25 protein-coding genes and 1 pseudogene are annotated in these 24,866 nt (G+C 70.4%); 12 read left to right on the top strand and 14 right to left on the bottom strand.

Features of this window, described 5'->3' with window-relative positions; translation table 11 throughout:
* Positions 1-96 precede the first annotated feature (96 nt).
* On the bottom strand, positions 97-2,574 hold the full coding sequence (locus AC0665_RS31825; protein WP_478706351.1) for a PAS domain S-box protein: 2,478 nt from the start codon (positions 2,572-2,574) through the stop codon (positions 97-99).
* Between the two features lie 244 nt (positions 2,575-2,818).
* On the opposite strand from AC0665_RS31825, the gene AC0665_RS31820 reads away from it, so the two are divergent.
* On the top strand, positions 2,819-4,240 hold the full coding sequence (locus AC0665_RS31820; protein WP_478706350.1) for a DEAD/DEAH box helicase: 1,422 nt from the start codon (positions 2,819-2,821) through the stop codon (positions 4,238-4,240).
* Between the two features lie 50 nt (positions 4,241-4,290).
* Here AC0665_RS31820 and AC0665_RS31815 read toward each other — a convergent pair whose 3' ends face one another.
* From AC0665_RS31815 to AC0665_RS31785, 7 genes are all read right to left on the bottom strand, one after another.
* The gene (locus AC0665_RS31815; RefSeq protein WP_478706349.1) at positions 4,291-5,094 is read right to left on the bottom strand and encodes a phosphatidate cytidylyltransferase; all 804 of its coding nucleotides are present in this window, start codon (positions 5,092-5,094) and stop codon (positions 4,291-4,293) included.
* Positions 5,091-6,848 carry an aminotransferase class I/II-fold pyridoxal phosphate-dependent enzyme gene (locus tag AC0665_RS31810; protein WP_478706348.1) on the bottom strand — a complete coding sequence of 586 codons (1,758 nt, stop codon included), beginning with the start codon at positions 6,846-6,848 and terminating at the stop codon, positions 5,091-5,093. The genes AC0665_RS31815 and AC0665_RS31810 overlap by 4 nt, the downstream gene beginning before the upstream one ends.
* A gap of 159 nt (positions 6,849-7,007) precedes the next feature.
* A complete protein-coding gene (locus tag AC0665_RS31805; protein ID WP_478706347.1) occupies positions 7,008-7,589 on the bottom strand; it encodes an ATP-binding cassette domain-containing protein in 582 nt (193 codons plus the stop codon).
* Entirely contained in the window at positions 7,544-7,903 is a 360-nt protein-coding gene (locus AC0665_RS31800; protein WP_478706346.1) for a hypothetical protein, read from the bottom strand. The genes AC0665_RS31805 and AC0665_RS31800 overlap by 46 nt, the downstream gene beginning before the upstream one ends.
* 159 nt (positions 7,904-8,062) lie before the next feature.
* Positions 8,063-8,596, bottom strand: a complete 534-nt coding sequence (locus AC0665_RS31795; RefSeq protein WP_478706345.1) for a hypothetical protein — start codon at positions 8,594-8,596, stop codon at positions 8,063-8,065.
* Positions 8,597-8,598: 2 nt separating this feature from the next.
* Positions 8,599-8,727 (bottom strand): hypothetical protein, encoded by a 129-nt coding sequence (locus tag AC0665_RS31790; protein ID WP_468638904.1) that lies wholly within the window; start codon positions 8,725-8,727, stop codon positions 8,599-8,601.
* 255 nt (positions 8,728-8,982) lie between these two features.
* Entirely contained in the window at positions 8,983-9,615 is a 633-nt protein-coding gene (locus tag AC0665_RS31785) for a DUF6368 family protein (protein ID WP_478608686.1), read from the bottom strand.
* Between the two features lie 165 nt (positions 9,616-9,780).
* Between AC0665_RS31785 and AC0665_RS31780 the strand changes: the two are divergent.
* Together AC0665_RS31780 and AC0665_RS31775 are read left to right on the top strand one after the other, a co-directional pair.
* Positions 9,781-10,018: pseudogene (locus AC0665_RS31780) on the top strand (IS256 family transposase); the annotation flags it as partial.
* An 88-nt stretch (positions 10,019-10,106) separates the two neighbouring features.
* Positions 10,107-10,574, top strand: a complete 468-nt coding sequence (locus AC0665_RS31775; RefSeq protein ID WP_478608688.1) for a hypothetical protein — start codon at positions 10,107-10,109, stop codon at positions 10,572-10,574.
* 24 nt (positions 10,575-10,598) lie between these two features.
* Here AC0665_RS31775 and AC0665_RS31770 read toward each other — a convergent pair whose 3' ends face one another.
* Positions 10,599-11,084, bottom strand: coding sequence for a hypothetical protein (locus AC0665_RS31770; protein ID WP_468638906.1), 486 nt, complete (start codon positions 11,082-11,084; stop codon positions 10,599-10,601).
* Positions 11,085-11,299: 215 nt separating this feature from the next.
* Between AC0665_RS31770 and yidD the strand changes: the two genes are divergently transcribed.
* Positions 11,300-11,734, top strand: a complete 435-nt coding sequence (yidD, locus tag AC0665_RS31765; protein WP_468412311.1) for a membrane protein insertion efficiency factor YidD — start codon at positions 11,300-11,302, stop codon at positions 11,732-11,734.
* Positions 11,735-11,884: 150 nt separating this feature from the next.
* Here the strand turns inward: yidD and AC0665_RS31760 are convergent, their stop codons facing one another.
* On the bottom strand, positions 11,885-13,072 hold the full coding sequence (locus AC0665_RS31760) for an ABC transporter substrate-binding protein (RefSeq protein ID WP_478706344.1): 1,188 nt from the start codon (positions 13,070-13,072) through the stop codon (positions 11,885-11,887).
* A gap of 335 nt (positions 13,073-13,407) precedes the next feature.
* Between AC0665_RS31760 and AC0665_RS31755 the strand changes: the two genes are divergently transcribed.
* The 4 genes from AC0665_RS31755 to AC0665_RS31740 all read left to right on the top strand — a co-directional run bounded on the left by AC0665_RS31755 (position 13,408) and on the right by AC0665_RS31740 (position 17,179).
* The gene (locus AC0665_RS31755; protein WP_478706343.1) at positions 13,408-13,668 is read left to right on the top strand and encodes a hypothetical protein; all 261 of its coding nucleotides are present in this window, start codon (positions 13,408-13,410) and stop codon (positions 13,666-13,668) included.
* Between the two features lie 14 nt (positions 13,669-13,682).
* Positions 13,683-14,198 carry a hypothetical protein gene (locus AC0665_RS31750; protein WP_478706342.1) on the top strand — a complete coding sequence of 172 codons (516 nt, stop codon included), beginning with the start codon at positions 13,683-13,685 and terminating at the stop codon, positions 14,196-14,198.
* Positions 14,199-14,394: 196 nt separating this feature from the next.
* Positions 14,395-16,671 (top strand): catalase, encoded by a 2,277-nt coding sequence (locus AC0665_RS31745; protein WP_478706341.1) that lies wholly within the window; start codon positions 14,395-14,397, stop codon positions 16,669-16,671.
* Between the two features lie 292 nt (positions 16,672-16,963).
* The gene (locus AC0665_RS31740) at positions 16,964-17,179 is read left to right on the top strand and encodes an e9imm peptide (RefSeq protein WP_478608700.1); all 216 of its coding nucleotides are present in this window, start codon (positions 16,964-16,966) and stop codon (positions 17,177-17,179) included.
* A gap of 169 nt (positions 17,180-17,348) precedes the next feature.
* On the opposite strand, the gene AC0665_RS31735 is transcribed toward AC0665_RS31740, so the two are convergent.
* Positions 17,349-17,492 carry a hypothetical protein gene (locus AC0665_RS31735; RefSeq protein ID WP_478608703.1) on the bottom strand — a complete coding sequence of 48 codons (144 nt, stop codon included), beginning with the start codon at positions 17,490-17,492 and terminating at the stop codon, positions 17,349-17,351.
* 209 nt (positions 17,493-17,701) lie between these two features.
* Here AC0665_RS31735 and AC0665_RS31730 point away from each other — a divergent pair, with 209 nt between their 5' ends.
* On the top strand, positions 17,702-17,905 hold the full coding sequence (locus AC0665_RS31730) for a cold-shock protein (RefSeq protein ID WP_030850640.1): 204 nt from the start codon (positions 17,702-17,704) through the stop codon (positions 17,903-17,905).
* Between the two features lie 270 nt (positions 17,906-18,175).
* On the opposite strand, the gene AC0665_RS31725 is transcribed toward AC0665_RS31730, so the two are convergent.
* Positions 18,176-18,610 (bottom strand): VOC family protein, encoded by a 435-nt coding sequence (locus AC0665_RS31725; RefSeq protein ID WP_478608706.1) that lies wholly within the window; start codon positions 18,608-18,610, stop codon positions 18,176-18,178.
* 234 nt (positions 18,611-18,844) lie between these two features.
* Here AC0665_RS31725 and yddG point away from each other — a divergent pair, with 234 nt between their 5' ends.
* Positions 18,845-19,789: an aromatic amino acid exporter YddG gene (gene yddG, locus AC0665_RS31720; protein ID WP_478608709.1), complete on the top strand. Its 945-nt coding sequence runs from the start codon at positions 18,845-18,847 to the stop codon at positions 19,787-19,789.
* A 27-nt stretch (positions 19,790-19,816) separates the two neighbouring features.
* Here the strand turns inward: yddG and AC0665_RS31715 are convergent, their stop codons facing one another.
* Positions 19,817-21,622 (bottom strand): B12-binding domain-containing radical SAM protein, encoded by a 1,806-nt coding sequence (locus tag AC0665_RS31715; protein ID WP_478608712.1) that lies wholly within the window; start codon positions 21,620-21,622, stop codon positions 19,817-19,819.
* Between the two features lie 208 nt (positions 21,623-21,830).
* Here AC0665_RS31715 and AC0665_RS31710 point away from each other — a divergent pair, with 208 nt between their 5' ends.
* Entirely contained in the window at positions 21,831-22,415 is a 585-nt protein-coding gene (locus tag AC0665_RS31710; protein WP_478608714.1) for an Imm21 family immunity protein, read from the top strand.
* A 185-nt stretch (positions 22,416-22,600) separates the two neighbouring features.
* Complete coding sequence (locus tag AC0665_RS31705) at positions 22,601-23,803, top strand: serpin family protein (protein WP_478706340.1); 1,203 nt, start codon at positions 22,601-22,603, stop codon at positions 23,801-23,803.
* Positions 23,804-24,020: 217 nt separating this feature from the next.
* Here the strand turns inward: AC0665_RS31705 and AC0665_RS31700 are convergent, their stop codons facing one another.
* Positions 24,021-24,848, bottom strand: a complete 828-nt coding sequence (locus AC0665_RS31700) for an ATP-grasp domain-containing protein (RefSeq protein ID WP_478706339.1) — start codon at positions 24,846-24,848, stop codon at positions 24,021-24,023.
* Between the last annotated feature and the right edge of the window lie 18 nt (positions 24,849-24,866).

The following is a 24,866-nucleotide window of genomic DNA, read 5'->3' as shown; positions in this document are numbered from 1 at the left end:
TCTTTCGGCCACCGCGGTTGCGTGGCCAGAAGGAGACGCCGGACGTGCCCGGACCGTGACAGATCGCGGAGGAACGGGCTGCCTCCCCGGCGGGCCCTACTGCGCCGTGCCCGGCAGGCCGAGCAGGAGCAGCGTCACGTCGTCGTCGTGGGCGGCCGTGTCCGGGACGAGGGTCCTGAGCAGCCGCCCCGCGGCCCGGTCCAGCGTCTCCGGGTCCGCGGGAGCGTCCTTCAGCACGAGCCCGAGCGTGTGGACCAGGACGTCGATCTGGGCCTCGATGTCGGTGCCGGGACGTTCCACCAGCCCGTCCGTGTACAGCGCGAGTGAGGAGCCGGGCGGCAGCGGATGACTGGCGTCCTCGAACGGCAGCGACAGACCGGACAGGTCGTTGACCCCCAGGGGCACGCCGACCGGCGCTCCCAGCCGGCGGGCCGGTCCGCCGGGCGGCAGCGCGATGACCGGGAGGTGCCCCGCCGAACACAGGGTGACCTTGTTCGCCTCCTGGTCGATCACCAGATAGACGCAGGTGACCAACTGGTCCGCCAGATCGCTCACGAACGCGTCAAGTCCGGTCATGAGGACATCGGGCGCGGCGCCCGTACGGGCCAGGGCGTGGGAGGCGGCGCGCAGCTGTCCCATGACGGCGGCGGCCTCCAGACCCCGGCCCATCACGTCACCGACCAGGACGCCTGTGCGGTGCTCGTCGAGGGGGATGACGTCGAACCAGTCGCCGCCGACCCCGGGACCCTGGACGGATGCCAGGTACCGGTGGGCGCTGGGCAGGTGCGCGAGGCGGGGCGGCTCACCCATGAGGCTGTGCTGCAAGGTGTAGGCGATCCGGCGCTGCTGCTCGTAGCGCTCCGCGCGGTCGCTCTCCAGCCGCCTTCGCTCGGTGATGTCCCGGACGGTCAGCACCACGAGGGTCTCCCGCTCGGACTCGAGGCTGCTGACGCTCACCTCGACGGGGAACTCGGAGCCGTCGCCGCGCACGCCGTACAGGTCCCGGTCCAGGACCACGGGCCTCGGATCACGCAGACGGAGGTAGGCGCCGAGGAGAGCACCGTGCCGCCGGCGCCGCGGGCCGGGCGCCAAGTGGACCACATCGGTACCGACGAGCTCGCCCGGCGCCCGGCCGAAAAGCCGCTTGACCTGCGTGTTGGCCATGACGACGCGGCCGTCGCCGTCCGTGATCACAGTGGCGTCGGGCGCGGACTCCAGCAGCGCCCGGAACCTCCGGTGGGACCGCTGGGCCTCACGCTGTGCCGCGACGCGTTCGGTGATGTCGGTGACCACCCCGCAGACGGCGTAGGGCCTGCCGGAGGCATGGGTGAGCGGGAACAGAGTGGACAGGAACTCCCGCGGACCCCCCGGCAGGGCGAGCCGTTCCTGGCGTTGCACCGGTTTGCCCTCCGCCAGCATGGCGAGATCGGCGGCCCGGGCCGAACGCGCGAGAGCGGACGGCAGGACGTCCTGGTCCCTGCGGCCGAGAACCTGCTCGCGACGCAGGCCCAGGCTCTGCTCGAACGTCGTGTTCACCGCCAGGAAACGGCCGTCCAGGTCCTTGATGAACACCACCGCGGGCGTGTGGTCCATGAAGGCCTGCAACAGTTCGTTCTGGCGCACCTGCGACTCCAGCCGCGCGTGGGCCACTTCCACGCGGCGGCCCACCGCCAGGGTCGCGAAGATCACCGAAGTGAACACGGCCACATGAGCGCACACCAGCAGCGCGGTTCCCAGCCGCGGCCCGAACGCGTCCGCGTCCTCACCCGCGAGGACGGCCCAGCCCAGCAGTGGAGGCACCACCGCGACCGTGACGAACAGCCATCGTCCCAGTGCTCCCGTCGTGCCCGCGTTCCACAGCAGCCCGGCGGGATCCTCGTCCGGACGCGCCAGGAAAAGCGCCGTGCCCAGCAGCACCAGAGCCAGAGCGGTGTGCAGGGCCATGCCCGTATAGGCACCGAATCGCTCCAGTTCGGGCACCGCGTAGGCGGACCCGTACAGCCGCAGCATGCCCAGGGCCGCCACGACCAGACCCGGGATCTGACTCACCCACGCGGGGATCCGGGCCACCCCGGCGCACAGGGCGCCCGCCGCAGCGAGCGTCAACGCCGCGGCCGTGTTCGGGGCCATCCGCCCCGGGGTTCCCGTCCCCACCCCGGCGGTGTCGTCCCGGAAGAGCAACTCGTCGATGCCCAGGCGCGCCCCGGCCGCATACTCCGCGAGGGTCAGCACACCGAGCAGTGCCGCTACGACCGCCGCCGCCCGGGCCGCTGCGATCGCCCGCGGGCGGGCCGCGCCGCGGGTGATCACCCACAGGGAGAAGCCGAGCGCCATGAGGGCCACTGCGGTGTTGGGTTTCATGGACACCGACACACCCGGCAGCACGCTCTTCAGCGTGTCGCTGCCGGAGGCCCATCCGGCCAGGCTCACCAGCCCGAGCAGGCCACCCGCCGCAGCCGCGGCCCTGGCCAGGGTGCGTACGGCGCCGAGAGCAGGGGGGTGGAACGGCAGGCCGTCGGCCCGCTCCGCGTGACGCGCGCCGGGCAGCCCCGGCGTCCGCTGCTCCCTTGTCACCGCATTCTCATCCCTGCCCGGGGTGACCGCCCAAAGCGTATGAATCAGCCTGAGTAATAGAAAAGGGTATGACACCGGCCGTTATCCGACGTAAGGGAAACGTTCGGGGAGGGCCCGCGGCGTGCCCGTGCTAGCGTTTCCTGTTTGCTGTGTGCCGCTGTGCCGGGCTCCGCTGGAGTCCCGGGCCGTGGCCGCGTCCCCGCCGCGCCTTCCTCGGTACGGTTCCCTCGGAGGAAGGCCTTCTGTGAGCGACTCAGTACGTGGCGATGCCCGGCCGCGCGATGCGGTGTCCGGGGCCTCGGATGCCGCTTCGGCGCAGCCCGCGGTGACGTCCTTCGCACAACTGGGCCTGCCGGCCGCGGTGCTGCGGACGCTGGACGAACGCGGCGTCACGGTCCCCTTCCCCATCCAGTCGGCGGCGCTGCCCGACGCGCTCGCCGGCCGGGACGTCCTGGGCCGGGGCCGCACCGGATCCGGCAAGACGCTCGCCTTCGGCCTGGGCCTGCTCGCCCGGACGGCCGGACGGCGCGCACAGCCCAAGGAACCCCTGGCGCTCGTCCTGGTGCCGACGCGGGAGCTGGCACAACAGGTCGGTGAGGCGCTCACCCCGTACGCCGAGGCGCTGCGGCTGAGGCTCGCGACGGTGGTGGGCGGAATGTCCATCGGACGGCAGATCGCCGCCCTGCGGGACGGCGCCGAGATCGTCGTCGCCACCCCCGGCCGGCTGCACGACATCATCGAGCGCAAGGGCTGCCGCCTGGGACAGGTGCGCATCACGGTCCTGGACGAGGCCGACCAGATGTGCGACCTGGGGTTCCTGCCCCAGGTCAGCGAGATCTTGGACCAGGTGCGTTCCGACGGGCAGCGGATGCTGTTCTCCGCCACCCTCGACCACGACGTCGACCAGCTGGTGCGGCGGTACCTGCGCGACCCCGCCGTCCACTCCGTGGACCCCTCGTCCAACGCGGTCACCGCGATCGACCACCACGTCTTCGTCGTGCACGGTCCGGACCGGTACGCCGTCACCACGGAGATCGCCGCCCGGGACGGCCGCGTCCTGCTGTTCCTCGACACCAAGCACGGCGTCGACCTCCTCACGCGGCATCTGCGGGCCAACGGGGTGGCCGCGGCCGCCCTGCACAGCGGCAAGTCCCAGCCGCAGCGCACCCGGACCCTGGCCCAGTTCAAGGACGGGCAGGTCACCGCGCTCGTGGCGACGAACGTCGCCGCACGCGGCCTGCACGTGGACGACCTCGACCTCGTGGTCAACGTCGACCCGGCCACCGACCCCAAGGACTATCTGCACCGCGCGGGCCGCACCGCCCGGGCCGGCGGCTCCGGCACCGTCGTGACCCTCGCACTGTCGGGTCAGCGCCGCGAGACGAGCCAGGTCATGGCGGACGCCGACGTGGCCTGCAAGGTCACCACCGTGCGCTCCGGCGAGGCGGAACTCAGCCGGATCACCGGCGCCAGGACCCCCTCCGGCAAGCCCCTCGACGGCGAGCCGGCCGCATCGCGCCCCAAGAACCACAACGCCCCGTTCCGCGGTCTGGGCAGCACCAAGGACCCGAAGAGCGGCTCCGGAGGCAGGCCGTCCCGCAAGACCGGCGAGGCCCGCAAGCTCGCGGAGGCCCGCAAGGCGGCCCGGGTACGACGCGGCGGCTGAGCCCGGCTCCGGGGCGGCGGCCGGACAGCTCACCGTCGTCCGCCGGGCGCTCATCCCAGCACGACGAACACCGCCAAGGCCCCCACCAGGGAGTCGACACGGTCGAGCAGCCCCCCGGCTCCCGCCAGCCACTGGCCCGAGTCCTTGATCCCGGCGCCGCGTTTGACGAGCGATTCCAGCAGGTCGCCTGCCGGTCCGCCCACCGCCACCGCGGCCGCCGCCGGCCAGCTCCACGCCGAGAGCAGCGCGAGCACGGCGAGGCCGGCCGCGGCACCGCACAGCGTCCCGCTCCACCGCTTCGCCGGGGACAGGCGCGACAAGCGGGGCCCGCCCAGCTGCCGGCCCGCCACATAGGCCACCACGTCGGCGATCGACACCGCGGCGAACAGCGCCAGGCCGAGCGTCCCCAGCGGCGCCAGCACGGCCAGCACACCCAGCCACACCAAGCCGAGCAGAGCGGTGGCGAGCCGCCCCAGGCCGTCCTCGGCACGGCCCGCCGTCATCGCCACGGCGGCCAGGACGAGGGCCCCGACGGCACCCACCCGCCACACCTGCTCCGGCATCCACGCGGCGGCGACGACCAGCCCCGTCACGGCGGCGGCCAGCACCGCCCGATCGATGCGAGGCAGCCGGGTCATCGCGCCGAACTCCAGTACCACGACCACCGCGACGACGACGGCGAGCACGGCGATCCCCGGCCGCCCCCACCAGAACGCGGCGGTCACCACCGGCACGCCCACCGCCCACGCACACCAGCGGACCATGATCTCCCGCCGCCGCGCCGCTCCCGCCACGACACCGCTCAGCAGCAGCGCGCCGCCCAGCCACGGCGCCAGCCCGGCAACCGAGGTCACTGCGCCACCCCGAGACCCGACAACACGACGGAGTCCGCGCGCAGTTCCGCCAGTGCGGCCCGGTAGGCGCCCACGATGCGCGCGTTCTCGTCGGGGGCCCGCACGGCCACACGCACGGTCCGGCCCTCGTACGACGTCGAAAGCGGTGACAGGTCCCGCAGGTACACCCCGTGGCCTCGGCACTCCGCGACCAGCGACGCGGCGCTCGGCCCGCCCGGCGGCAGCGTGAGCGTCAGGAAGTTGGCCACCGACTCCTCGACCGCGACCGAGGCGTCCACGGCCGCCAGGTCGGTGGCGAGCCTGCGGCGCAGCTCGTGCGTGCGCCGCAGCATGCCGGTGTAGTACGCCGGGTCGCGCAGTGCCGCCACCGCCGCCAGCTGGGCCGGCAGTCCGAGGGCCCACGGCGGCGTCCATCGGCGCAGCTCCGCCGCCGTGTCCGGCGCGGCCACCAGGTACGCGGCCCGCACTCCGGAGAGCGCGTATGTCTTCGACATCGAGGTGCAGACCACCACGCGCGGGTCCCGCGCGGCGAACGGGGCGAGCGACTCCGCGGGATCGACGTAGCCGAGGTATGCCTCGTCGATCCACCACCGGGTGCGGGCCGGGGAGGCGGCGATGACCGCGCGCAGCTCGGCGGCCGGTGCGTGGCGGCCCGTCGGGTTGTTCGGGTTGACCACCACCACGAGGTCGTAGGCCCCGTCGGCGACCACCGCCGACAACCGGGCCGCATCGATGCGCCAGCCCTCCTCGCGCCGCAGCCGGAACCGGTCCACGCGGCAGCCGATCACCCGCTCCGTGACATGGGCGTACTCGCCGTATCCGGGGTCCATCAGCAGGACCCGGCTCGCCGACGTCAGCCACCGTCCGAAGGCCCGGAAGATCAGGTCGGAGGAGCCGGCGCCGACCGCGAGCGTCTCCGGGGGCAGGCCGCGGACGGCGGCCAGTTCGGCGAGCAACCCCTCCGCACCGGTCGGGGGTGAGGTGCGGGCGACCCACCCGGCATCCTCGGCGAGCACGGCCCGGGCCCCGGGGGCCGGCGGGAACCAGGCGTCGAGCACATCGGCCGCGACGACCTCATGACGTCGATCCAGCGTGCGGAAGTCCGCGCCGATCGCGGTGAACGAGGCCCCGCCGTGCTCGCAGCCGTCCGGCCGGGGAGCGAACGACGCGTCCAGCCGCCAGTCCACACCGGCCGCCAGCCGGGCGAGGGTCGAAGCATGCCGCCCCGCCGCCCCTCCCGACAGCTCCGCCACCTCCCCGGTCAGCACTTCGAAGTCGACCGCTCCGCTGCGGACGGTACTGCCCACGGGACGCAGGCCCGCCGCCCGGTACATGCCGACCAGGTCGGAGCGGCCCATCGCCACCACCCGCCGCCCGCCCCGGGACGCGATCCAGCGCAGCGCCGCGTACATCAACAACGCGCCAGCGGCGCCGGACCGCGCCTCGGGCGCGACGGTGAGCAGCCGCACCTCGAAGACGTCGGCCTCGTCCAGGAGCGGAAGCTGATCCCGGGTCAGGTACTTGTCCAGCCCGTACCGGCCCACCCACGGAGGCGTCACACTCACGAACCCCACACGGTCCGCACCCCGCGCGGCGACCAGGTAGACGTTGTCGCCGTCCAGCCCGTCGGCCAGCCGCCCCTGCGCATTGGGCGTGTGCTGGCCCAGCTCCTCGGCGTAGACACGGTGGCGCAGTTCATGGATCCAGGCCATGTCATCGGCGACGGCGGAACGCAGGGTGAGCGGACGGTTCATCAAAACCTCTTCGTACGGGATCAAGGCGGCCAGTGTGGCGGCCTTCGGTCGGTGGGAGCAGGGGCGGACAGCTCGGGGTGCCTGAGTACGCGTACTCAGGCGGTTCCGGTCGCCGGAGTCCAGGCTGTTGCGGTCCCGTGTCCTTGGGCCCGGGCCCTGTCACCTGTGGGCATTGCCCGCGACAACTCCCGTGTAGCCGCCCGCCTCGTCCAGATCTCGCACGGACCCGAGGAAGACTCCGCGGGACGCACACAGGACGAGTGCGCTGTCGCAGCAGGCGTGCACGTCCTCCATGAGGTGGGTGGCCAGGACGACGGTCGTGGTGGCGCTCAACTGCCGGAGCAGGGCGTGGAAGCGGTCCCGTTCGGCCGGGTCGAGGCCGGTGGTGGGTTCGTCGAGCAGAAGCAGTTGAGGGGTGTTCACCAGAGCTTGGGCGATGCCGACCCGGCGTCGCATTCCGCCGGAGAGGGTGCGGTACTTGGCGTCCATCCGGGTGGTCAGGCCGACCTGCTCGACGGCGCGTTCCACCGCGTCGAGGGCGCCCCGGTTCGGCATGTCCTTCAGCCACGCGGCGTACGCGACGCACTCCCGTACCGTGAAGCCGCGGAACATGCCGAACGTCTGGGGCAGGTAGCCGAGTCGGCGGCGGATCTCCAGGCGTTCGGCGGGACGCCGCGGATCGCGCCCCAGCAGCGTCAGTTGCCCCTCCACCGCCGCCGCGGCCGTGGCCAGGACGCGCAACAGATCGACCGGCAGGACACTCCCTCTCGGGCCGCTGTCGTCGCGACCCAGCCGGCGTCGTCGCGTGCCTCCGCCCCGCCCTGCCACCCGGCGAGCAGCACCGCACATCCCACTCCCACGGTTCGCACGGCCAGTTGGCGCATCTCCTCGATGTGCACCCAGCCGGTCTCCCTCCACATGCCCCGGGCGTAGAGCCCGTCCCAGGTCACGGCCACGAGGACACCGGCCATCACGAGCGCGACCAGCGGGCCGGCCTGACGCCGCAGGTTCGCCCGGAGCACGATGACGAACGGTGTCCGACGCCACAGGGACATGCCTGTAGGAAGACGTGCGCAGGCGTACGGTTCCTGATGCCCAGGGGTGTGAAGGGGCAGCGGGGAGCGCGTGGGGCGCACGGGCGGTGCAGAGCACCGAAGGACCGCACTCCGAGGGTCCGGGGTACGGTCCTCTAGGGGGCGCGGGTCAGGGGACCGCTAACCCCCGGACGGGGCGCCGGAGGTGCGGGACCCGGAGCCGCCCGGCTTCGGCGGCACCCACGTGGGCTTGGCCGTCGCCTCGGCCGGGTCCGGCTCGGCGAGGGTGAGGCCCCAGGAGTCGTCCTCGCCGATGCGCGCCTCGATCTCCTTGATCTGGCCGCTCTTGGCGAAGTACAGGACCACGACCTGCCGCACGGAACCCTCGTCGTAGAAGTCCGCCGTCACGTCCCCCTTGGCGGCTGCGCCGAAGGCCTTGACCCAGTTGCGGGCCGTGGCCCGAGCGTGCGTGTCGTCGACGGCGAGCGAGGCCAGCCCGTCGGTGTCACGGTCGGCGAGCCGCCACACGGCCTTCTGCACCGTTTCGAGACTTCCCGCGGAGGGGTAGCCGACGGCCCGCAGGGGCCGGTGGTTGCTGTAGTCGGTCTGATAGCCCAGGGATTTGTCGTCCGACGCGCAGCCCGTCACAAACCCGCTGCCGACGACGACGGCGGCGGCCAGCGCGAAGCGGGTGGGCCTTGTCTCCTGTGCCATGGTCAGGACCTCGCCTTCGGGCGGAGGATGGTGACCCGCTCGATGTAGTCGGGCGCCGGAGCGAGTTCCTCGACCGGCAGGCCGTCCGCGTCGAGCGCGATCGGCTCGTGAACGGGCGGTGCTGTGTGCATGGTGTGCATTCGCCCCTTGGTCAGATGGTCATGAAGCGATGAAGAAGTCGTCAAGCTAATGCCTGGCTGGTGTGCGCACATCATCGAGACGGATGTTTTGCCCACCTATGATCATGAACGGGCCGCGGTGGGCTTTGTCACGGAGAAGTGAGGGAACCCCGACCTCTGTCTCACGCTCACTCCGGCGTCGACACCGTCGATCCGGGAACAGCGAACGTCCCCGTCTCCCGGAGGTCAGGACAGACAACGGCTGGGCTACTTGACCAGCCGGAAGGCGGGGTGCCCGGCCCAGGCCCGCAGGAACTCCGCCGTTCCCAGTGCCATCCGGTCGTCGTCCGCGATCCCCCACACCCCTGGAAGGCCGGCGACGACCGACGCCTGCCCGTCCAGCAGCTCAGCCTTGGCGACGCCCCCGATGACGTCCATGACAGCGGCGGTCAGCAGGGCCGTGGCCAGGTGGTCGATCTCGCGATTGCAGCAGGCGCCGACATTGACCGCATGGGTGGGCCTGAAGCCGAGGACGGTCTCCACCCCGGGCTCATCCGCGTGCTCGGCCTCGAAGATGCCTTCATCGCCGATCCCCGGCCCCATCAAGTAGACCAGGAAGGGCCGACGCCGGTCCTCGCGCCGCGGATCGAACCCCACGAGGGTCCTGAGCTCCTCGTCCCCGGAGGCGCTGCCGGCCAGCGGAAGCGGGAACGACTTTCGCCGGTCTCCCTCTCGTCTGTCCTCGACGCCCAGTCGCTCCACGGGCACGCTGACGTCGAAGGACCCGGGCCGCTCCTCGGAGAAGTGGGAGGAGAGCCCCACCATCAACGCGCGGAACTCCCGTAGCCCGTCCGGGGAGAGCGGCTCCGCCAACTCGATCACCAACGTCGGACCAGACATGGCGGGAGCTTAGTCCGATCAGCTCGGCGACCGCTCGAATCGTCCCCGTACCGTGGCGGGTGTTGGCCGGCCGCAGGACCGGTTTCGGGAGGGCGTACTTTCCCGAATGATTCGTAAGGTCTCCGAGTGGACCCGCGTTGCAGCGCGGGTCGGGAAGGCACGCCCGTGCTCAGCGTAGGCACCGACGACGGCTCCACCCAGTCCGGCTCCCTGATCGACGAGATCGTGCGGGAGGGCGCCCGCCGAATGCCGGCCGCCGCACGGGCAGCGGAAGTCGACCAGTGCATGGCCGAGTCGGTGGCCGAAACCGACGGGTACGGCCGGTGTCTGGTTGTCCGCAACGTCCACCACCGGCCCCGGACGGTGATCACGGCCGCCGGGCCGGTCGAGGTTGGCAGCCCGGCGGCCGCCCTCGCGATGGTGGTGTCCCTGGCCCGCGCCGGTACACGGTTCGAGAACGGCGTCCTGGCCGAGCGCGAGGAGCAGGCAGCATGAACGTCCACGACATCCCGCAGAACCCGGACGAGCACGTCCGCTTCGCGGCCTACCTCGACAAGCTGGCGCACGTCGGCGACCCGGACGAGGTCGACCTGGTCAGCCGCGTGCTCACTGATCCGGACCGGACGATGGCCCAAGCCGCCGTGCTGCGGCACCTGGACCGTCGAGCCGCCAGCCTCTGCCTAGGTCCCTCCTACGAGGAGTGGGCGCAGACGATGTCCCAGGCCACGATCGACCGCCCCTTCCTGGTCCAGCGCCTGCGGGAGTGGTCGCTCTTCCGCGCCATCACGCTCGAGCTGCCCTGGCAGCCGGACGACCTGCTCGCGTCATCCAACTGGCTCCAGCTCAAGACGGCCGCCGGGACGAACCCCGAGGCCGTCGAGATCCTCGCCGAAGCCGGCCGCACCAAACGGATCCGCAACACCGCCAGGACCAGCCTCAACCACCGCCGCGAGAGCTGAAACCAGCTCACCCACACCTCTCGACTAGTGTTCCCGTCCGGCCGCCGGATCGCCGTCTCCCAGACCGAGCCACCAGTGTCCGCCGTCCTTGACGAACAGCAGCGTCTGCCGCTGACCTGTCTCCTCGTACACCACAGTCGCCTGGTTGAAGTAGTCGACGGACCCCTCCAGCACGGTGACCTCGACGTGCCCGGCCGCTGCTTCGCGGTAGTCGCGCACAAGCCTGGCCGCGGTCGGTCCAGGCTGCTCGTAGGCGGGCCCGGCGAGCTCGGTGAGACCCCGGGCATCGCCCGCTGCGAGCCGCTGTACATACACGCGGACGAGGGTGTCGACGTCCTCAGCCGTCTCCCGGACGTCCGGGTACACGGACTTCTCCGCGCGCACCGTCACGTCCACCTTGGGAGCATCGGCCAGGGCATAGGGGGGTCGCAGCCAGTTCCACCACACGGTGACGGCGATCCCGGCCACGACGAGTACGCCGCCGCACAGGAGCACGCCTCGCTTCTTCATGCGCACCTTCCCCTCAGCATTCATTGCGCTGACGTGAAAGGCCGAGTGGTCGGTTCCCTGTCGGTCTCATCCCGTCCCCCAGACGTGGTCGCCCCTCTGCGGCGGACTGCTCACAGAGATGCCTGCCGTCGTTGTGGGGCAGGGGGACAGCCGGGCGTGACAGAAAGTCTCTGATTTGTATGATCCTTCCTCATCGCGAGGAAGCAGGGTGAGCAGTGACGCGGAACGGTCAGCGCCGGAAGACGAACGAGGACAGCGAGGATGAGGGCTGCTGCGCCGCCACGCTCGACACGCTGACCCACCCGTGCTGCTGCGGTGGCGTGTGGTCACAGGCGGCCGCCTTGTGGCTCGCGCTGCTGCGCCCCTCGCTGACCACCGGTCACGGAGCCGACCCGGCCGCACCCCCGCCACGGGGCCGGTTGGCCATCGCGATGTACCGGTCCGTGCGCCATTACCGCGTCGCGATCAGCCCGACCCGGCCACCCTGTTGCCCGTACACCCCGAGCTGCTCCACGTACGCCGTCCAGGCACTTCACCATCACGGCGCCCTCCGCGGCGGCCGGCTGATCCTGGCGCGCCTGCTGCGCTGCCGCCCCGGCGCGGCCCGCCGCCGCTCCTACCGGGACCCGGTACCCGCGCCCCGCCGCTGACGGACACCAGGACTCCGGCGGGTCGTAGGCACTGGAGACACGTGATCCGTGAGCCCCATGAAGGACCAAGCACGGCCGGTGCTGCTCACACGCGCCGTGTCCCCGGTGCCTGCAACAACCGCGGCCTTCCCGGCCTGCTCCCGCCCACCCTCACAGTCCCGCGATCTGATTCCACCGCTTGCCGAACTCCACACGCTCATTCGAGGTGATGTCCCGTGCGACGGCGAGCCGGCTGCGCAGCTCCTTGTCGGGGAAGATCAACGGGTTCTCGGCGAGGGCGGCACTCTCCTCGTCACCGGCGGAGGCCAGGACGTCCCGGGCGGCCGGTACCGGGCAGACGTAGTTGACCCAGGCGGCCAGCTCGGCGGCGACCTCGGGATCGTAGTAGTAGTCGATGAGCCGCTCCGCATTCGCCTTGTGGCGGGCGAGGTTGGGAATCATCAGCGACTCGGCCCACAGCTCGGCGCCCTCCTCGGGTACGACGAACCGGATGTCCGGGTCGTCGGCCTGGAGCTGGATCACATCTCCCGAATACGCCTGGCAGGCCAGGACGTCACCACTGGACAGGTCCTTGATGTAGTCGTTGCCCGTGAAGCGCCGGATCTGTCCCTTCTTCACCTGCTCCTCCACCTGGTCGCAGACGGTGTGGAAGTCGTCGGCCGTCCACCGGGTGATGTCGACGCCTTTGCCCTGCATCAGCAGTGCGAACGCCTCGTCCAGACCGGACAGCAGGGTGATCCGGCCCTTCAGGTCGCTCGCCCACAGATCCGAGACCTGCCGTATCTCCCGGCCGGTCCTGCGCCGGTTGTACGCGATGCCGGTGATGCCGGACTGCCACGGCACCGTACAGGTGCGGCCGGGGTCGAACGCGGGCGACCGCAACTGCGGGTCGAGGTACCGGGTCACGTTCGGCTGCCGGGTTCGATCCATCTCCTGCACCCAGCCGAGCCGGACGAACCGCGCGCTCATCCAGTCACTGACGACGATCAGATCGCGGCCTGTGGGTTGATGGTTCATCAGCGCAGGGCTGATCTTGCCGAAGAACTCGTCGTTGTCGTTGACCTCCTCGACGTACTCGACCGAGATCCCCGTGCGCTTCTCGAAGGCCTCCAAAGTGGGCCGCCGTGAGGGGCGATCGTCATCGGTGTCGATGTACAGCGGCCAGTTCGCCCAGTTCAGCCTCCGTTCGGTGGAGGACAGGTCGGCGGCGGCGCGGTCGCCGGGCCGTACATACGCGGCCGGGACACCACACCCGGCGAGTCCGCCGAGCACCGCGCCGGAGCCCAGTGCGCGCAGGAGGGTGCGGCGGGGGAGCGGAGGGGTCGTGTTCAGGGGCATGGGGGCAGCATGCCGAGTCCGTCAGCCGCCGGGCAATGGACGACGGCACCCCCTGCTGGAGCGGCGGGAGGTCGTCGCCGCAGAAGCGGGCGTTGTCGGCACCGTGGCGCTGAATTCGTTCACGAAGGGTTCCGAGGGACCGGCCGTAGGCCGCTGCCGACGGACGTGGTGCAGCGGAGTCCGTCGCCGTTCTCCCGGTCCCTGCCGACGAGACATGAGCGCGCTACGGAGCCTCATCTTCCGTATATGGGGTCACTTGTGGCGGCATGCCGCATCACCCCCGGGGAAATCGAAACGTCCCAGAGGCACACTCCCACATCCCGGAGGACAGGGCGATGACCTCACACAACACGCCGCAGCAATCGGAACTGGGGAGGCTCGAACCCGGGACCAGACAGCGCGCCCAATTACCCGGCCGTATCGCCGATATCGCTTGGACCTCACTGTGGGTCCTCGTCGCCCTGTGGGCCGTCTGGGCCTCCGTCGGCGTCGTGCGCGGGGTGACGGCGTGGGGTTACTGCGTCGGAGCCTGGACGCTGCTGGCCGTCGCACTGGCCATGCGGGTCGTGGTCATCCGCCGCCGCACCCGGATGTAGGCCAGGAGCCGCTCATGGAACGCATGAATTCCTACCTCGGCAAACACCTGTGGCTTCAAGTCCTTCTGTCCCTCCTCGCCGCGTGCGTGGCGGTCCCGCTGTTGTACCCGGAGCGCTCGCTCGTCGAGGCCGTGCCCCGCATCGGCGGCGCGGCCCTCGCCGGTGTCGCGGTGCTGCTGGCCGTGCGCAGGAAGGAGAAGCGCGCCACCGGTGGCTCGGTGGACGACCTGGTGTCACTGGACCGGATGCTGCGCCGGGGCGAGGTGCCCGACCAGCCGCACGCCCGCGAGGCCATGCGGGAACTGGTCGATCACCGTCTGCACCGCACCCGCCACCGCGTCGCGGCCCTGGTCGGGCTCACCGTCATGTGGTCCGCCATCGTGGTTTTCATGGCTCTGACCACAGGCCTGCGCCAGACCCTCGGCATGACCGTGCTCGCGGCGGCCTTCCTGACCTGGCTCGTCCTCTACGGCAACCTGCAGCACCGACGCCTGCGCACCATGCGCGAGGAACTCCGGGCACGCGACTGATGCGCCACGCCTGCTGTGCACAGACATGGCACGGCGGGCTGGGGCGCACCCAGGCGCGATCTTGGCGGTGGTCGCGTCCGACAAGCGTGACCGGTGATGAGTACCGAACAGTCGGGTACCCGGCGCCGGATCTCATGGCACCCCCATGACATGGCCGCGCTGGCCGTGGCCGGTCGAACGCGGAGGAACGATAACGATGAGCCAGCCCAATCCCCTCAAGCGGGCGGCGGACAAGGTCACCGGAGCCATCCAGGGCACCGGCACGGGACCGGAGGAAGGAATTCCAGGCAAGCCGGCCCCGGAATCCCCCGGTGTCGCGGAGCCGACGGAACCGCGCGAGCCCCTGCCGCCGAAGCCCGACCAGAGCGGTCCGGACACGATGTCACCTACGGGGCAGGCCACCGGCGCGACCCAGGCACACATGGCCCAATCGGGTGCCTACCTCACCGATGCCCAGGGCACACGGCTGTACGACACCGACCACTCGCTCAAGGCGGGCCCGCGCGGACCGGTGCTCCTTCAGGACCACCACCTGCGCGAGAAGATCATGCACTTCGACCACGAGCGCATCCCGGAGCGGGTCGTCCACGCACGTGGCGCGGCGGCGCACGGCGTCTTCAAGAGCTACGGCACCGCGGCCGCCGTGACGAAGGCGGCGTTCCTCGCCCCGGGCGCCGAGACTCCGGTGTTCGTGCGCTTCTCCACCGTGCTGGGCTCCCGAGGCTCCTCCGACACGGTGCGGGACACCCGCGGGTTCGCGACCAAGTTCTACACCGAGGAGGGCGTCTTCGACCTGGTCGGCAACAACATCCCGGTCTTCTTCATCCAGGACGCCATCAAGTTCCCGGACATCATCCACGCCGGCAAACCGCACCCGGACCGGGAGATTCCCCAGGCCCAGAGCGCGCACGACACCTTCTGGGACTTCGTCACGCTGCACACCGAGGCCGCCCACCACACCTTGTGGAACATGTCCGACCGAGGCATCCCGCGCTCGTACCGGATGATGGAGGGCTTCGGCGTCCACACCTTCCGCCTGGTGGCCGCCGACGGATCCACCACGCTGGTGAAGTTCCACTGGAAGCCCAAGCTCGGTGTGCACTCCCTGGTGTGGGAAGAGGCGCAGATCGCAGGAGGCGTCGACCCCGACTTCCACCGCCGTGACCTCGCCGACGCCATCGAGGCGGGCGCCTACCCGGAGTGGGAGCTGGGCATCCAGACCTTCCCCGACACCCCCGAGCAGACCTTCGAAGGCATCGACCTGCTCGACGCGACCAACCTCGTCCCCGAGGAACTCGCCCCCGTCCAGCCGATCGGCCTGCTGACACTGAACCGGAACCCCTCGAACTACTTCGCCGAGACCGAGCAGGTCGCCTTCCACGTCGGTCACCTCGTACCCGGCATCGACATCACCGACGACCCGCTCCTCGCCGGGCGGCTGTTCTCCTACCTGGACACCCAGATCACCCGGCTGGCCGGCCCGAACTTCTCGCAGATCCCCATCAACCGGCCGCACTCGCCGGTGAACGACATGCAGCGGGACGGCTTCCATCAGGACGCCGTCCACCGGGGCGTCGCACCGTACCGGCCCAACTCGCTCGACGGCGGCTGCCCGTTCCTGGCCGGTGCGGACACCGGGGCGTACATCGAGACGCCGGTGCGGGTGCCCGAGGCGAGGAAGGTCCGTGAGGCGCCCGAGTCGTTCTCGGACCACTTCAGCCAGCCGCGCCGGTTCTGGCTGAGCATGAGCCCGGTGGAGCGGGAACACATCATCTCCGCCTACACCTTCGAGCTCGGCAAGTGCTACGAACAGGCCATCAAGGAGCGGGCCCTGAACGTACTGGCCAACATCGACGGCGAGTTGTGCGCACGCGTCGCCGAGGGCCTGGGCCTGCCGGCGCCCGAACCGACGGTCCCGCTCTCCGACGTCGAACCGAGCCCGGCGCTGTCCCAGGTCGGGCAGGCCTGGCCCACGGACGGCCGCCTCATCGGCATCGTCACCGGTCCGGACGGGGACCTGGACGGCGTGCGGGCGGTGCGCGAGGCGGTGCTCGGCGCGGGCATGGTGCCGTTGGTCATCGCCCCCACGGGCGGCAAACTGGGCACAGGTGACGACGCGGTCACCGTCCAGCGGACCTTCCTGACCGCCCGGTCCATCGAGTTCGACGCACTGCTGGTGGCAGGGGCTTCCGCCGCCGGCAGCGACGCCTACGGCTCCCGCGACGCCAAGGCGCGGCCCGCCGGTGCGCCCGTGGCGATCGACCCGAGGGTGAGTTTGCTCCTGTCGGAGGCGTACCGCCACGGCAAGGCGATCGGCGCCTGGGCGGGCGGCGACGCGGCCCTGGAAGCGGTCGGGATCCCCGCCGACGGACCCGGCATCGTCGTCGGCCACACCGGTACCTCGGTACTGGAGCAGCTCCAGGAACTGATGACCTCCCACCGCGTATGGGAACGGTTCATCACGACCGCCTGAACCCGCGAAACACCGCCCCGCGGGGCGGCCCGGCTGCTGCCCCACGGCGGGCAGCAGCCGTACGCCACGTTGCGGATGTGGCAGGACCGGCGACGACGACTCACCGACGTCGCCGACCCTTCCCGAGCGCCCAGGCGGCACCGCCTGCCAGCAGGCCGCTGAGCGATCAGCCGCGCTATGGCGTCGCGGTCCTCATGAGGTCCGTAGCTCGCTCACGGTGGAGATCCCTGGCTTTCACAAGCTGTGCGGGCGTTAGAGTGACTCGGCGGAGAGGCCGGAGGAGTGCGTGGAGATGAGTCGCGCGGACGCCGTCGCGCTTGTGGAGCGGATCATGCAAGCGGATTTCGCCTCAGGCGAAGAGATGGACAGCTGGCTGGACAGGCTCGACAGAGCGCTGGCGTGCCCGTCCGGTCATGTCAGCGACTTGATCTTCTGGCCGCCGGAGAGGGAACTCTCCGCTGATGAGGTAGTCGATCAGGCCTTGTCGTACCGGCCAACTGCTCTGTGAACAGGGGTTCAACTCCGAAGTATCCGACCACGACCACCTGCGTCGATGGCTCCGCCGCCGGGGCATCCGCCACCGCATCGCCCGCAAGGACGTCGAGACATCGCAGCGGCCGGCCCGCCCTCGCTGGATGGTCGAGAAACCGTGTTTCGGCTTGCCGCTGCCGGCCTGCTCACGGCCTGAGCAGGTCCTGCTGCACGTCGAAGCAGGCCATCCCCATGGACTCCGCCACGATTGCTGCGCAGGCCGAAGCCTCCTCGGCCATGCTCCACCGCAGGAGGAAGTAGATCAGCGGACCGCGGGCCTCATCGATCACAAGGCCTTCTGGCCTGGTCTGTGCCCTGATGGGCGTTGTGATGACGACAGGGTCGGCCCCTGTCGTCGACACGCCCCCGTGATCGAAGCGGAAAGGTCGGATAATCGGCGGCCGACGGGGTAGAACGGTTCGCGGGTGCCTTCCGGTCTCGGACGGCGCCCGCCAATAGACCAGCCGGGACCCCTCGGCAATATCGAAGGACAAGCAGCATGGCCAGCGGCACCGTTAAGTGGTTCAACGCCGAAAAGGGCTTCGGGTTCATCGCCCAGGACGGCGGAGGCCCCGACGTCTTCGCTCACTACTCCAACATCACCGGCAACGGCTACCGGGAACTGGTCGAGGGCGAACCGGTCACCTTCGACGTGACCCAGGGCCAGAAGGGGCCGCAGGCCGAGAACATCGTCCGCGGCTGACGAAGGAAAGGCGTATCGCCCCGCGTGAGCCGCTGCCCACGGTGGCACCTGGCCCGCGGGGCGGAGCAGCTCAGTAGCCTGCTGGGCTCATTACTCAGAGGCCGCAGGTTCACAACCTGTCTCGCTGCGAGAACGAGGGGCCCGGCTGATGCCAGGCCCCTCGTCCTGTCTCGGTAACCCCACCACACAGACGTGAGGGAGGCGGTGGCTTCCCGCCTCCCCGCCTTCCCGGCTCCGGCCCCGGCTCCGGTCCCGGCTCCGGAACGCGCATCAGTCGATGCAGAACTCGTTGCCCTCGATGTCCAGCATCGGGATGCACGACTCGTTTTCCTCATCGGCGTACAGCGTCCGCACATGGGTCGCGCCGAGCGCCACCAGCCGTGCGCACTCGGCCTCCAGCGCGGCGAGGCGCTCGTCCCCGACCAGCCCGGTGCCGACCCGGACATCGAGATGCACCCGATTCTTGACGGCCTTGCCCTCGGGGACGCGCTGGAAGTACAGGCGCGGTCCCTCACCTGAGGGGTCACTGCAGGCGAACCACGAGTCGCGCTGCTCTGGAGGCAAGGTGCTGTTGTAATCGTCCCAGGTGGCGAACCCCTCCGGCGGCGGCGGTGCGACGTAGCCCAACACTTCGCACCAGAAGCGAGCGAGACGCTCAGGCTCCGCGCAGTCAAAGGTGACTTGGAACTTCCTGATCACTGACATCGGCGCACCTTATCGCGTACCAGGGGAACCCTGCCGCTCATTTCCCCAGGCCGATCCGCCTGCCACTCGTGCACCCCGGGCCCACCGGCGTGGGGCTCGGCCGACGGCGGCTCCGGACCGTCCGCTGACCGGAAAGCGCGGGTCCAGGCGATGCGGGTCCCTACGATGCCCTGCGTGGTCACAAATTGACGGACCGTCATACGTCGGCGACAGGCTCGATGGGCTGGAGGACACGTGAACGCTCGGGACACGCAAGCCGGCGCCGCGGCGTCGGAGAGGGCGCAGCACCCCGCGCCGAACCCGGCACATCAGCTCAGGGCCACCGCAGTCGGCGCCGGAGCCGTACTGCTGTGGGCGTCGCTGGCCCTCTTCACCACCCTCACCGGGAACATTCCGCCGTTCCAGCTCACCGCGATGGCGTTCGCGGTGGGCGGCGTCCTCGGACTGCCCCGGGCGCTGCGCGGCGGCACAGCGCTGGTCCGCGCAGTACCGCGCGGGGCGTGGATCCTGGGCGTCGGAGGCCTCTTCGGCTACCACTTCTTCTACTTCGTGGCCCTGCGCAACGCGCCCGCGGTCGACGCCGGCCTCATCGCCTACCTGTGGCCGCTGCTGATCGTCGTGTTCTCCGCACTGCTGCCGGGCGAACGACTGCGCTGGTGGCACGCGGCGGGCGCGGTACTCGGACTCGGCGGCACTCTCCTCCTGGTCACGGGCGGGCACGGCGTCCAGCTCCGTGGGGAGTACCTGCCCGGGTACGCGGCAGCCGCCGTCTGTGCGGTGGTGTGGTCGGCGTACTCGGTGGCCAACCGGCGGTATCCGAAGGTCCCGACGGACATGGTGGCGTTCTTCTGCCTGGCCACCGCCGCGCTCGCAGCCGTCTGCCATCTGCTGTTCGAGGACACGGTCCGTCCCGACGCCGGCCAGTGGCTGGCGGTGCTCGCTCTGGGACTCGGTCCGGTCGGCGGCGCGTTCTACCTGTGGGACCACGGCACCAAGCACGGCGACATCCGACTCCTGGGCACCCTGTCGTACTTCGCCCCGCTGCTGTCCACCGCCCTGCTGATCGCGACGGGACGGGCCGACGCGAGCTGGCCCGTCGCCGCCGCCTGCGTACTGATCACCGGTGGCGCCATGCTCGCCTCGGCGGACGCGCTGCGTGCGGCGCGCCGCCGAGGCTGAGCCGGTCGCGACCGCGTCGCGGACCCGTCAGGCGTCCACGGGCCAGGTCCCGCGGCGGACCATTTCGGTCACCTTGTCGGCGCCGTTGGCCCGCACCAGGAGCTCCAGCCGCATGCGTTCGATGTCCTCCGCGCTCCACCTGTCCGTGGCCATGGTCGCCTTCTCGTGCGACCAGCCGTTGTCGTAGTGCCGTACGACGTAGTCCTTCTGGAAGTCCCACATCTTGGTGCCCGGCAGCGGGGTGACGATGAAGGGGTTGGCGTACGCCATGCCGTGACCCATGAGCGTGACCGCGTAGTCGATGGTCTTCTCGATCTGCTCCAGTGACTCGATGTACGGCTCGCCCCCGGGCCGTTCGGGCGGGTTGACGAAACCGAGCATGAATCCGCCGGTGACCTGGATGCCGTACTCCGTGAACATCTCCACGATCTCGCCGGTGGCCTTCTGGAAGGCGTTGAGCCGGGGCTTGCCGGACTGCTCGAGGCTGTCCTCGTTGGCGCTCTCCACGGCGAGGTAGACGCTGTAGCAACCGCCGTCGGCCATGGCCCTGATGAGGTCGCGGCACGTCAGTCCGGAACGCATCGCGGCGAGGATGTTGCGGAAGTTGGGGTTGCGCCGCTCGGCGTCGTCCATGCCGTTGGCGAACTCCTCACCGAGGTGGAGGAGGACGAGGTTGAACAGGCTCAGGCCGCCCTCCTCCACCCACGGAAGATCGTGCTTGCGCAGCAGTTCGAAGACACGCATCGCGTACAGCGGGTCGTGCAGCAGATGGTCGTCCTCGATGAGCACCTCGGTCACACCCTGTTTGGTGATCTCGGCGAGGTGCAGGTCGAACCAGTCGGTGCCGAGCGCCCGCCAAGGACCGTTCACCATCGGGATGTAGCAGAAGTCGCAGCCCACGTTGCAACCGATGGTCGAGAAGATCTGCGCCCAGGAACCGTGCTCACGCACCCGCTTCCCCGACGAGTGGTACGCCTGTTCGTACATGCGCATGTCCAGCATCCCGAAGTCGGGCAGCGGCATCATGCCCAGCCGCTGGTCCAGCCCCTGCCGCTTCGGCAGGATGCGCATGTACGGCGACTTGGCGGTGGTCCGCACCACGGCGAGGTCGGCCCGCCGATAGGCGACGCCGGGCACCGCGTCGATGTCACCGCCCTCCTCGGTCAGCGCCTGAAGCAGCGCCGTGAAGGTCTGGTCGGCCTCGTTGATGACGACGTGGTCGAAGGGGGAGTCCGGTACGGCGTACTGCCAGTCCCCACTGGGATGGGCGCCGCCCGTGACCGTCACGATCGCCGGGTCGATGTCCTTGACCAGGTCGGCCAGGGCACGAGCGTTGCCCCACTGCACCGTGTAGATGCACTGGACGCCGACCACGTCCGGCTCGAAATCCTCGATGATCGCGCGCAGTTGTGAGTCGTCGAGTCCGTAGCGGACGAGGCTGCTGCCGGAGCCGAGGTCGACGAGCCGGCGTTCCTGCTCCCAGCCGGCGAAGGGCGAGTCGACGATACGGACGTCGAAGCCGGCGAGGCGGGCGTTGGCCGCGATGCGCAGCAGCCCGATCGGAGTGCCGGCGCGCTTCATGACCTCGAAGGTGTCCAGGCCGAGCGCCCGGAAACTGCTGCGCTCGGGGGAGGGTTCCACCACCCGCGTGTAGGAGGGGACGACGAGCAGCACGCGGGGCGCCTCACCACGGGCGCGCCGCCGGGTGCCGGAGACCGAGGTGCGCAGGGAGGGCTTGCCCAGGTGCCGCAGGTGCGGACGCTGGGGGGCGCTGGAGAACTTGACGACGGGTTTCTCGACGACCACGGGTAAGGGAGGTACGGCTTGAGTCACGAGCGCTCCTTCTGACCGGTTGACCAACGGACCGATGCGAACGGGAGTTCGCTGGCTATCGTGGCGCTCCTCACACTGCTGTGAGCGCCATATCCTCAGAAATGGCGTGATGCGGACCCTCGGTCGTGGTCGGTGATCTGTCGTCTACGAGGCTGTCCTGGCCCATGAGCGCTCGGGTGTTGTCAGTGGGGCAGGGCATGCTGGCGGCATGAGCGCCTCTGCGTCCACCGAAGCCGACGGATCCCACACCGCCTCTGTCTGGGTGGAGTCGATGGGCGGTCCGTTGATCGTCGTCCCCGCCTCCGCCCTGGCCGCATGGCACGGATGCACGGAGAGCGGGGTCATGGCGGGAGACGCCACCGCTCCGGACGACTACGACCGGGCCTGTGAGGTGGAGGATCTGGCAGGTGTGATCACCGTCGGCCACACCGGTGCGCAGGCACTGGTGCTGGCGGACGAGCCGGCCACGACCTGCTATCTGCCCCGGCACCGAGCGTTCCTGCGGTGGCTTGCCGCCGGCTCCGAGGCCGCGCTGAAGGCCGCGGCGGAGACTGTCCTCGCCGACCCGGCCACGCCGTGGGAGGAGTGCGGCACCTGGGTGTCGGAGGGCCCGGCCGTCCTCATGGACTCCGCCGAAGCGGGCTCCGACCTGGGCATCGAATATCCGGGTGGAGGGATGCCGGCGGAGGCGCCGGTCCCGCTGCCCGCCGGCCGCTGGAGGGTTCGCGCGGTCCACACCAAGGTCGACGAGGAGCGGGTCGGCCTGGTCCAACTCCTGGCCACTGAATCCTGACCGGGCACTGCACGCAGCCCAGAGCCAGGAGACGGCGGGGGAGCGCACGCCTCAGCCAGTCGAATATGTGTACCGGGCCCGTGGGTCGAGGTAGGGGCGCAGGTACCGTACCTCCGGGTCGGATGGCGGCGACATCGCAACCGACGTACGGCTGGGCGCCTCATGTGCGCTGGGATGGGGGTGGAATGCGCGTCGCGACGACGACGGTCCGTGCGGTGAACGGGTTGACCGCACGGTGGGCGGGTGTCTCTGAGGACGGCACGGTGTTCTCGGCGGCGGGGGTGTGGCCGCTGCTGGCCCACCTGGCCGACGGGGCGGTCGGCCAGGCGCGAGCCGAGTTGGCGGAGGCGCTCGGGCTCCCCGCCGACCAAGCGTCGTACGCCGCAAGTGAGTTGCTCGCCGGCATGGGCGCCATGCGAGGACTGGAAACGGCAGTGGGGCTGTGGACGAAGCGCACTCTGGAGCTGAAGGAGGAGTGGGAGGCGGGGCTGCCGGCCGACGCCCACGGGGTGCTCACCGGGGACTTCGCGGCCGACCACCAAGCGCTGGACACCTGGGCGGTGAAGCGGACCGGAGGACTGATCGACCGTATGCCGGTCAGGCTGACCAAGGACACGGAGATGGTGCTGGCGAGCGCGCTGACCCTGCGCACGCAGTGGCTGAGCCCGTTCCACGAGGTGGGGTTGGAGACGGCGTACGAGCCCTGGGCGACGAAGCCGCGTCTGGGCCTGTGGCGCTCCAGTGTCGTACTGGACCGGGTCGCGGTGGCGGACACACCCGGCGGATACGTCACCGAGTTGAAGGTGCTGGGCGACAACGCGCTGGACGTGCACCTGCTGCTCGGTGAGGAGGACATGAAGCCGGGGCAAGTGCTGAGCGCCGGGGTCGACATCCTCGCCGGCCGGTACGCGGTCGTGCCGGGACCGCGGCTGCCCTACGGGAACGTGGGCCCCGGCCTGCGGGTGGAGAAGGTGCGCTCCACGCGGCCCCGACCACCGTCGTTGGAGGTGACGACCGCGGCGTACGACATGAGCGCGAGCCACGATCTGCTGAAGCAGCACCGGTTGTTCGGACTCACGACGGCACGGGACGCCTCGCGCGGGCACTTCCCCGGCATCAGCGACTCCCCGCTCGCCATCGGGTCGGCCGCGCAGAACACCATGGCGAAGTTCGGCGCGCTGGGCTTCGAGGCCGCCGCGGTGACGGCGTTCGGCGCAGCCGGCGCCGGCCTGCCCGACCTCCGCTACATCACCACAAGGATCAACGCCACCTTCGACCGCCCCTTCGGCTTCCTCGCCCTGCATCGTCACACGCGGCTCGTACTGGCGGCGGGCTGGGTCACGGACCCGTTGCCGTTTCCCGAGTACGACTTCGAGGACGAGTGGTGAGGGCACCATCGCAGGGCTCATTCACTGAAGCACGTGATGCTCTGAGAGGCGTGGTTTCGACGTATTACACGCTGGGCCTCATTTTCCTGACCTGCTGACATGCGCCACTGACAGACAGGGGAGCGCCGCCGCGGCCTTACTTGTGCGCCCTGGGTCGGCACCCTGAGTACCGGGCGACCAGGTCGCCGGAGCAGGTCACCGTGGAGCATTCGTTCCGTTATGAGGCATCCAGAAACCGGCGGAGGGAGTCCCTCAGGTTGGTGACGAAGGTGTCGCGGGTCAGGTCGTCGAGGAGGTTCAGGGACAGGTACGGGTTGAGGTCTTCCAGCTCGACCAGGAGGAGATCGCCGTCCTGGGTGCGGCAGGCGTCGACGCGCTGGATCCCGTGGTCGAGGGTGTTCCAGTCGATGAAACGGCGGGCGAAGTCGAGGTCGGCCTCCGTGGGCAGGTAGGGCGCGAGGGCCCAGCGCCGATCGGGATCGGGTGCGTGGAGTGCGTACTGGAAGGCGTCGTCGACGAAGTAGAACGACACCTCGTAGCGGAAGTCGATCCGGGGCTGGATCAGGATGTCGTCGCGGGTGAGGGTGTCCAGTTGCCGGCGGGAGACGAAGGTGAGGCCGATGGAGTCCGCGCCCGCTCGGGGCTTGACCACGTAGGCGTCGGACTGGGGCAGCGAGCCGAGGTCCTGGGACCGGTCCACGGTGGGGATCACCGGCTGGCCGGCAGCCGTCAAGTCGAGCAAGTACTGCTTGCCGGCCATGTCGGCCCGACCGGACAGCGGGTTGAAGACCTTGGTACCGCGGGCCTGGGCCTGGCACCGGAAGGCGTCGTACGCCTCCTGGTAGTGGAGCACGGGGCCGCTGTTGCGGATCATGACCGCCTCGAAGGCGTCCATGAGAGCGGCGGTATCGAGCGGATGGCACATAGCCACGTCGAAGTCGTTCCGCAGCCGCGACGACAGGAAGATGTCCTCATCGCAGTAGCGCCGCCCCCGGGCCTGGTAGGCGAGATCGGTCACGAACAGAAGGCTGGGGCGGCTGGGCACGGGGGTCTCCTGGGTCGG

The organism is Streptomyces sp. NPDC043685 (genome assembly GCF_056436585.1).
Note: the sequence above shows the minus strand (reverse complement) of the source record. Positions and strands in the feature narration are given on the sequence as shown.

Excerpts from the sequence above, each read along its gene's own strand:
- AC0665_RS31740 (WP_478608700.1), top strand. The coding sequence starts at position 16,964 with ATGAGTCGCGCGGACGCCGTCGCGCTTGTGGAGCGGATCATGCAAGCG.
- AC0665_RS31760 (WP_478706344.1), bottom strand. The coding sequence starts at position 13,072 with ATGCCCCTGAACACGACCCCTCCGCTCCCCCGCCGCACCCTCCTGCGC.
- AC0665_RS31800 (WP_478706346.1), bottom strand. The coding sequence starts at position 7,903 with ATGTCCCTGTGGCGTCGGACACCGTTCGTCATCGTGCTCCGGGCGAAC.
- AC0665_RS31770 (WP_468638906.1), bottom strand. The coding sequence starts at position 11,084 with ATGAAGAAGCGAGGCGTGCTCCTGTGCGGCGGCGTACTCGTCGTGGCC.
- AC0665_RS31790 (WP_468638904.1), bottom strand. The coding sequence starts at position 8,727 with ATGCACACAGCACCGCCCGTTCACGAGCCGATCGCGCTCGACGCGGAC.
- AC0665_RS31785 (WP_478608686.1), bottom strand. The coding sequence starts at position 9,615 with ATGTCTGGTCCGACGTTGGTGATCGAGTTGGCGGAGCCGCTCTCCCCG.
- AC0665_RS31750 (WP_478706342.1), top strand. The coding sequence starts at position 13,683 with ATGGAACGCATGAATTCCTACCTCGGCAAACACCTGTGGCTTCAAGTC.
- AC0665_RS31710 (WP_478608714.1), top strand. The coding sequence starts at position 21,831 with ATGAGCGCCTCTGCGTCCACCGAAGCCGACGGATCCCACACCGCCTCT.
- AC0665_RS31775 (WP_478608688.1), top strand. The coding sequence starts at position 10,107 with ATGAACGTCCACGACATCCCGCAGAACCCGGACGAGCACGTCCGCTTC.
- AC0665_RS31755 (WP_478706343.1), top strand. The coding sequence starts at position 13,408 with ATGACCTCACACAACACGCCGCAGCAATCGGAACTGGGGAGGCTCGAA.
- AC0665_RS31795 (WP_478706345.1), bottom strand. The coding sequence starts at position 8,596 with ATGGCACAGGAGACAAGGCCCACCCGCTTCGCGCTGGCCGCCGCCGTC.
- AC0665_RS31745 (WP_478706341.1), top strand. The coding sequence starts at position 14,395 with ATGAGCCAGCCCAATCCCCTCAAGCGGGCGGCGGACAAGGTCACCGGA.
- AC0665_RS31705 (WP_478706340.1), top strand. The coding sequence starts at position 22,601 with ATGCGCGTCGCGACGACGACGGTCCGTGCGGTGAACGGGTTGACCGCA.
- AC0665_RS31725 (WP_478608706.1), bottom strand. The coding sequence starts at position 18,610 with ATGTCAGTGATCAGGAAGTTCCAAGTCACCTTTGACTGCGCGGAGCCT.
- AC0665_RS31810 (WP_478706348.1), bottom strand. The coding sequence starts at position 6,848 with ATGAACCGTCCGCTCACCCTGCGTTCCGCCGTCGCCGATGACATGGCC.
- AC0665_RS31730 (WP_030850640.1), top strand. The coding sequence starts at position 17,702 with ATGGCCAGCGGCACCGTTAAGTGGTTCAACGCCGAAAAGGGCTTCGGG.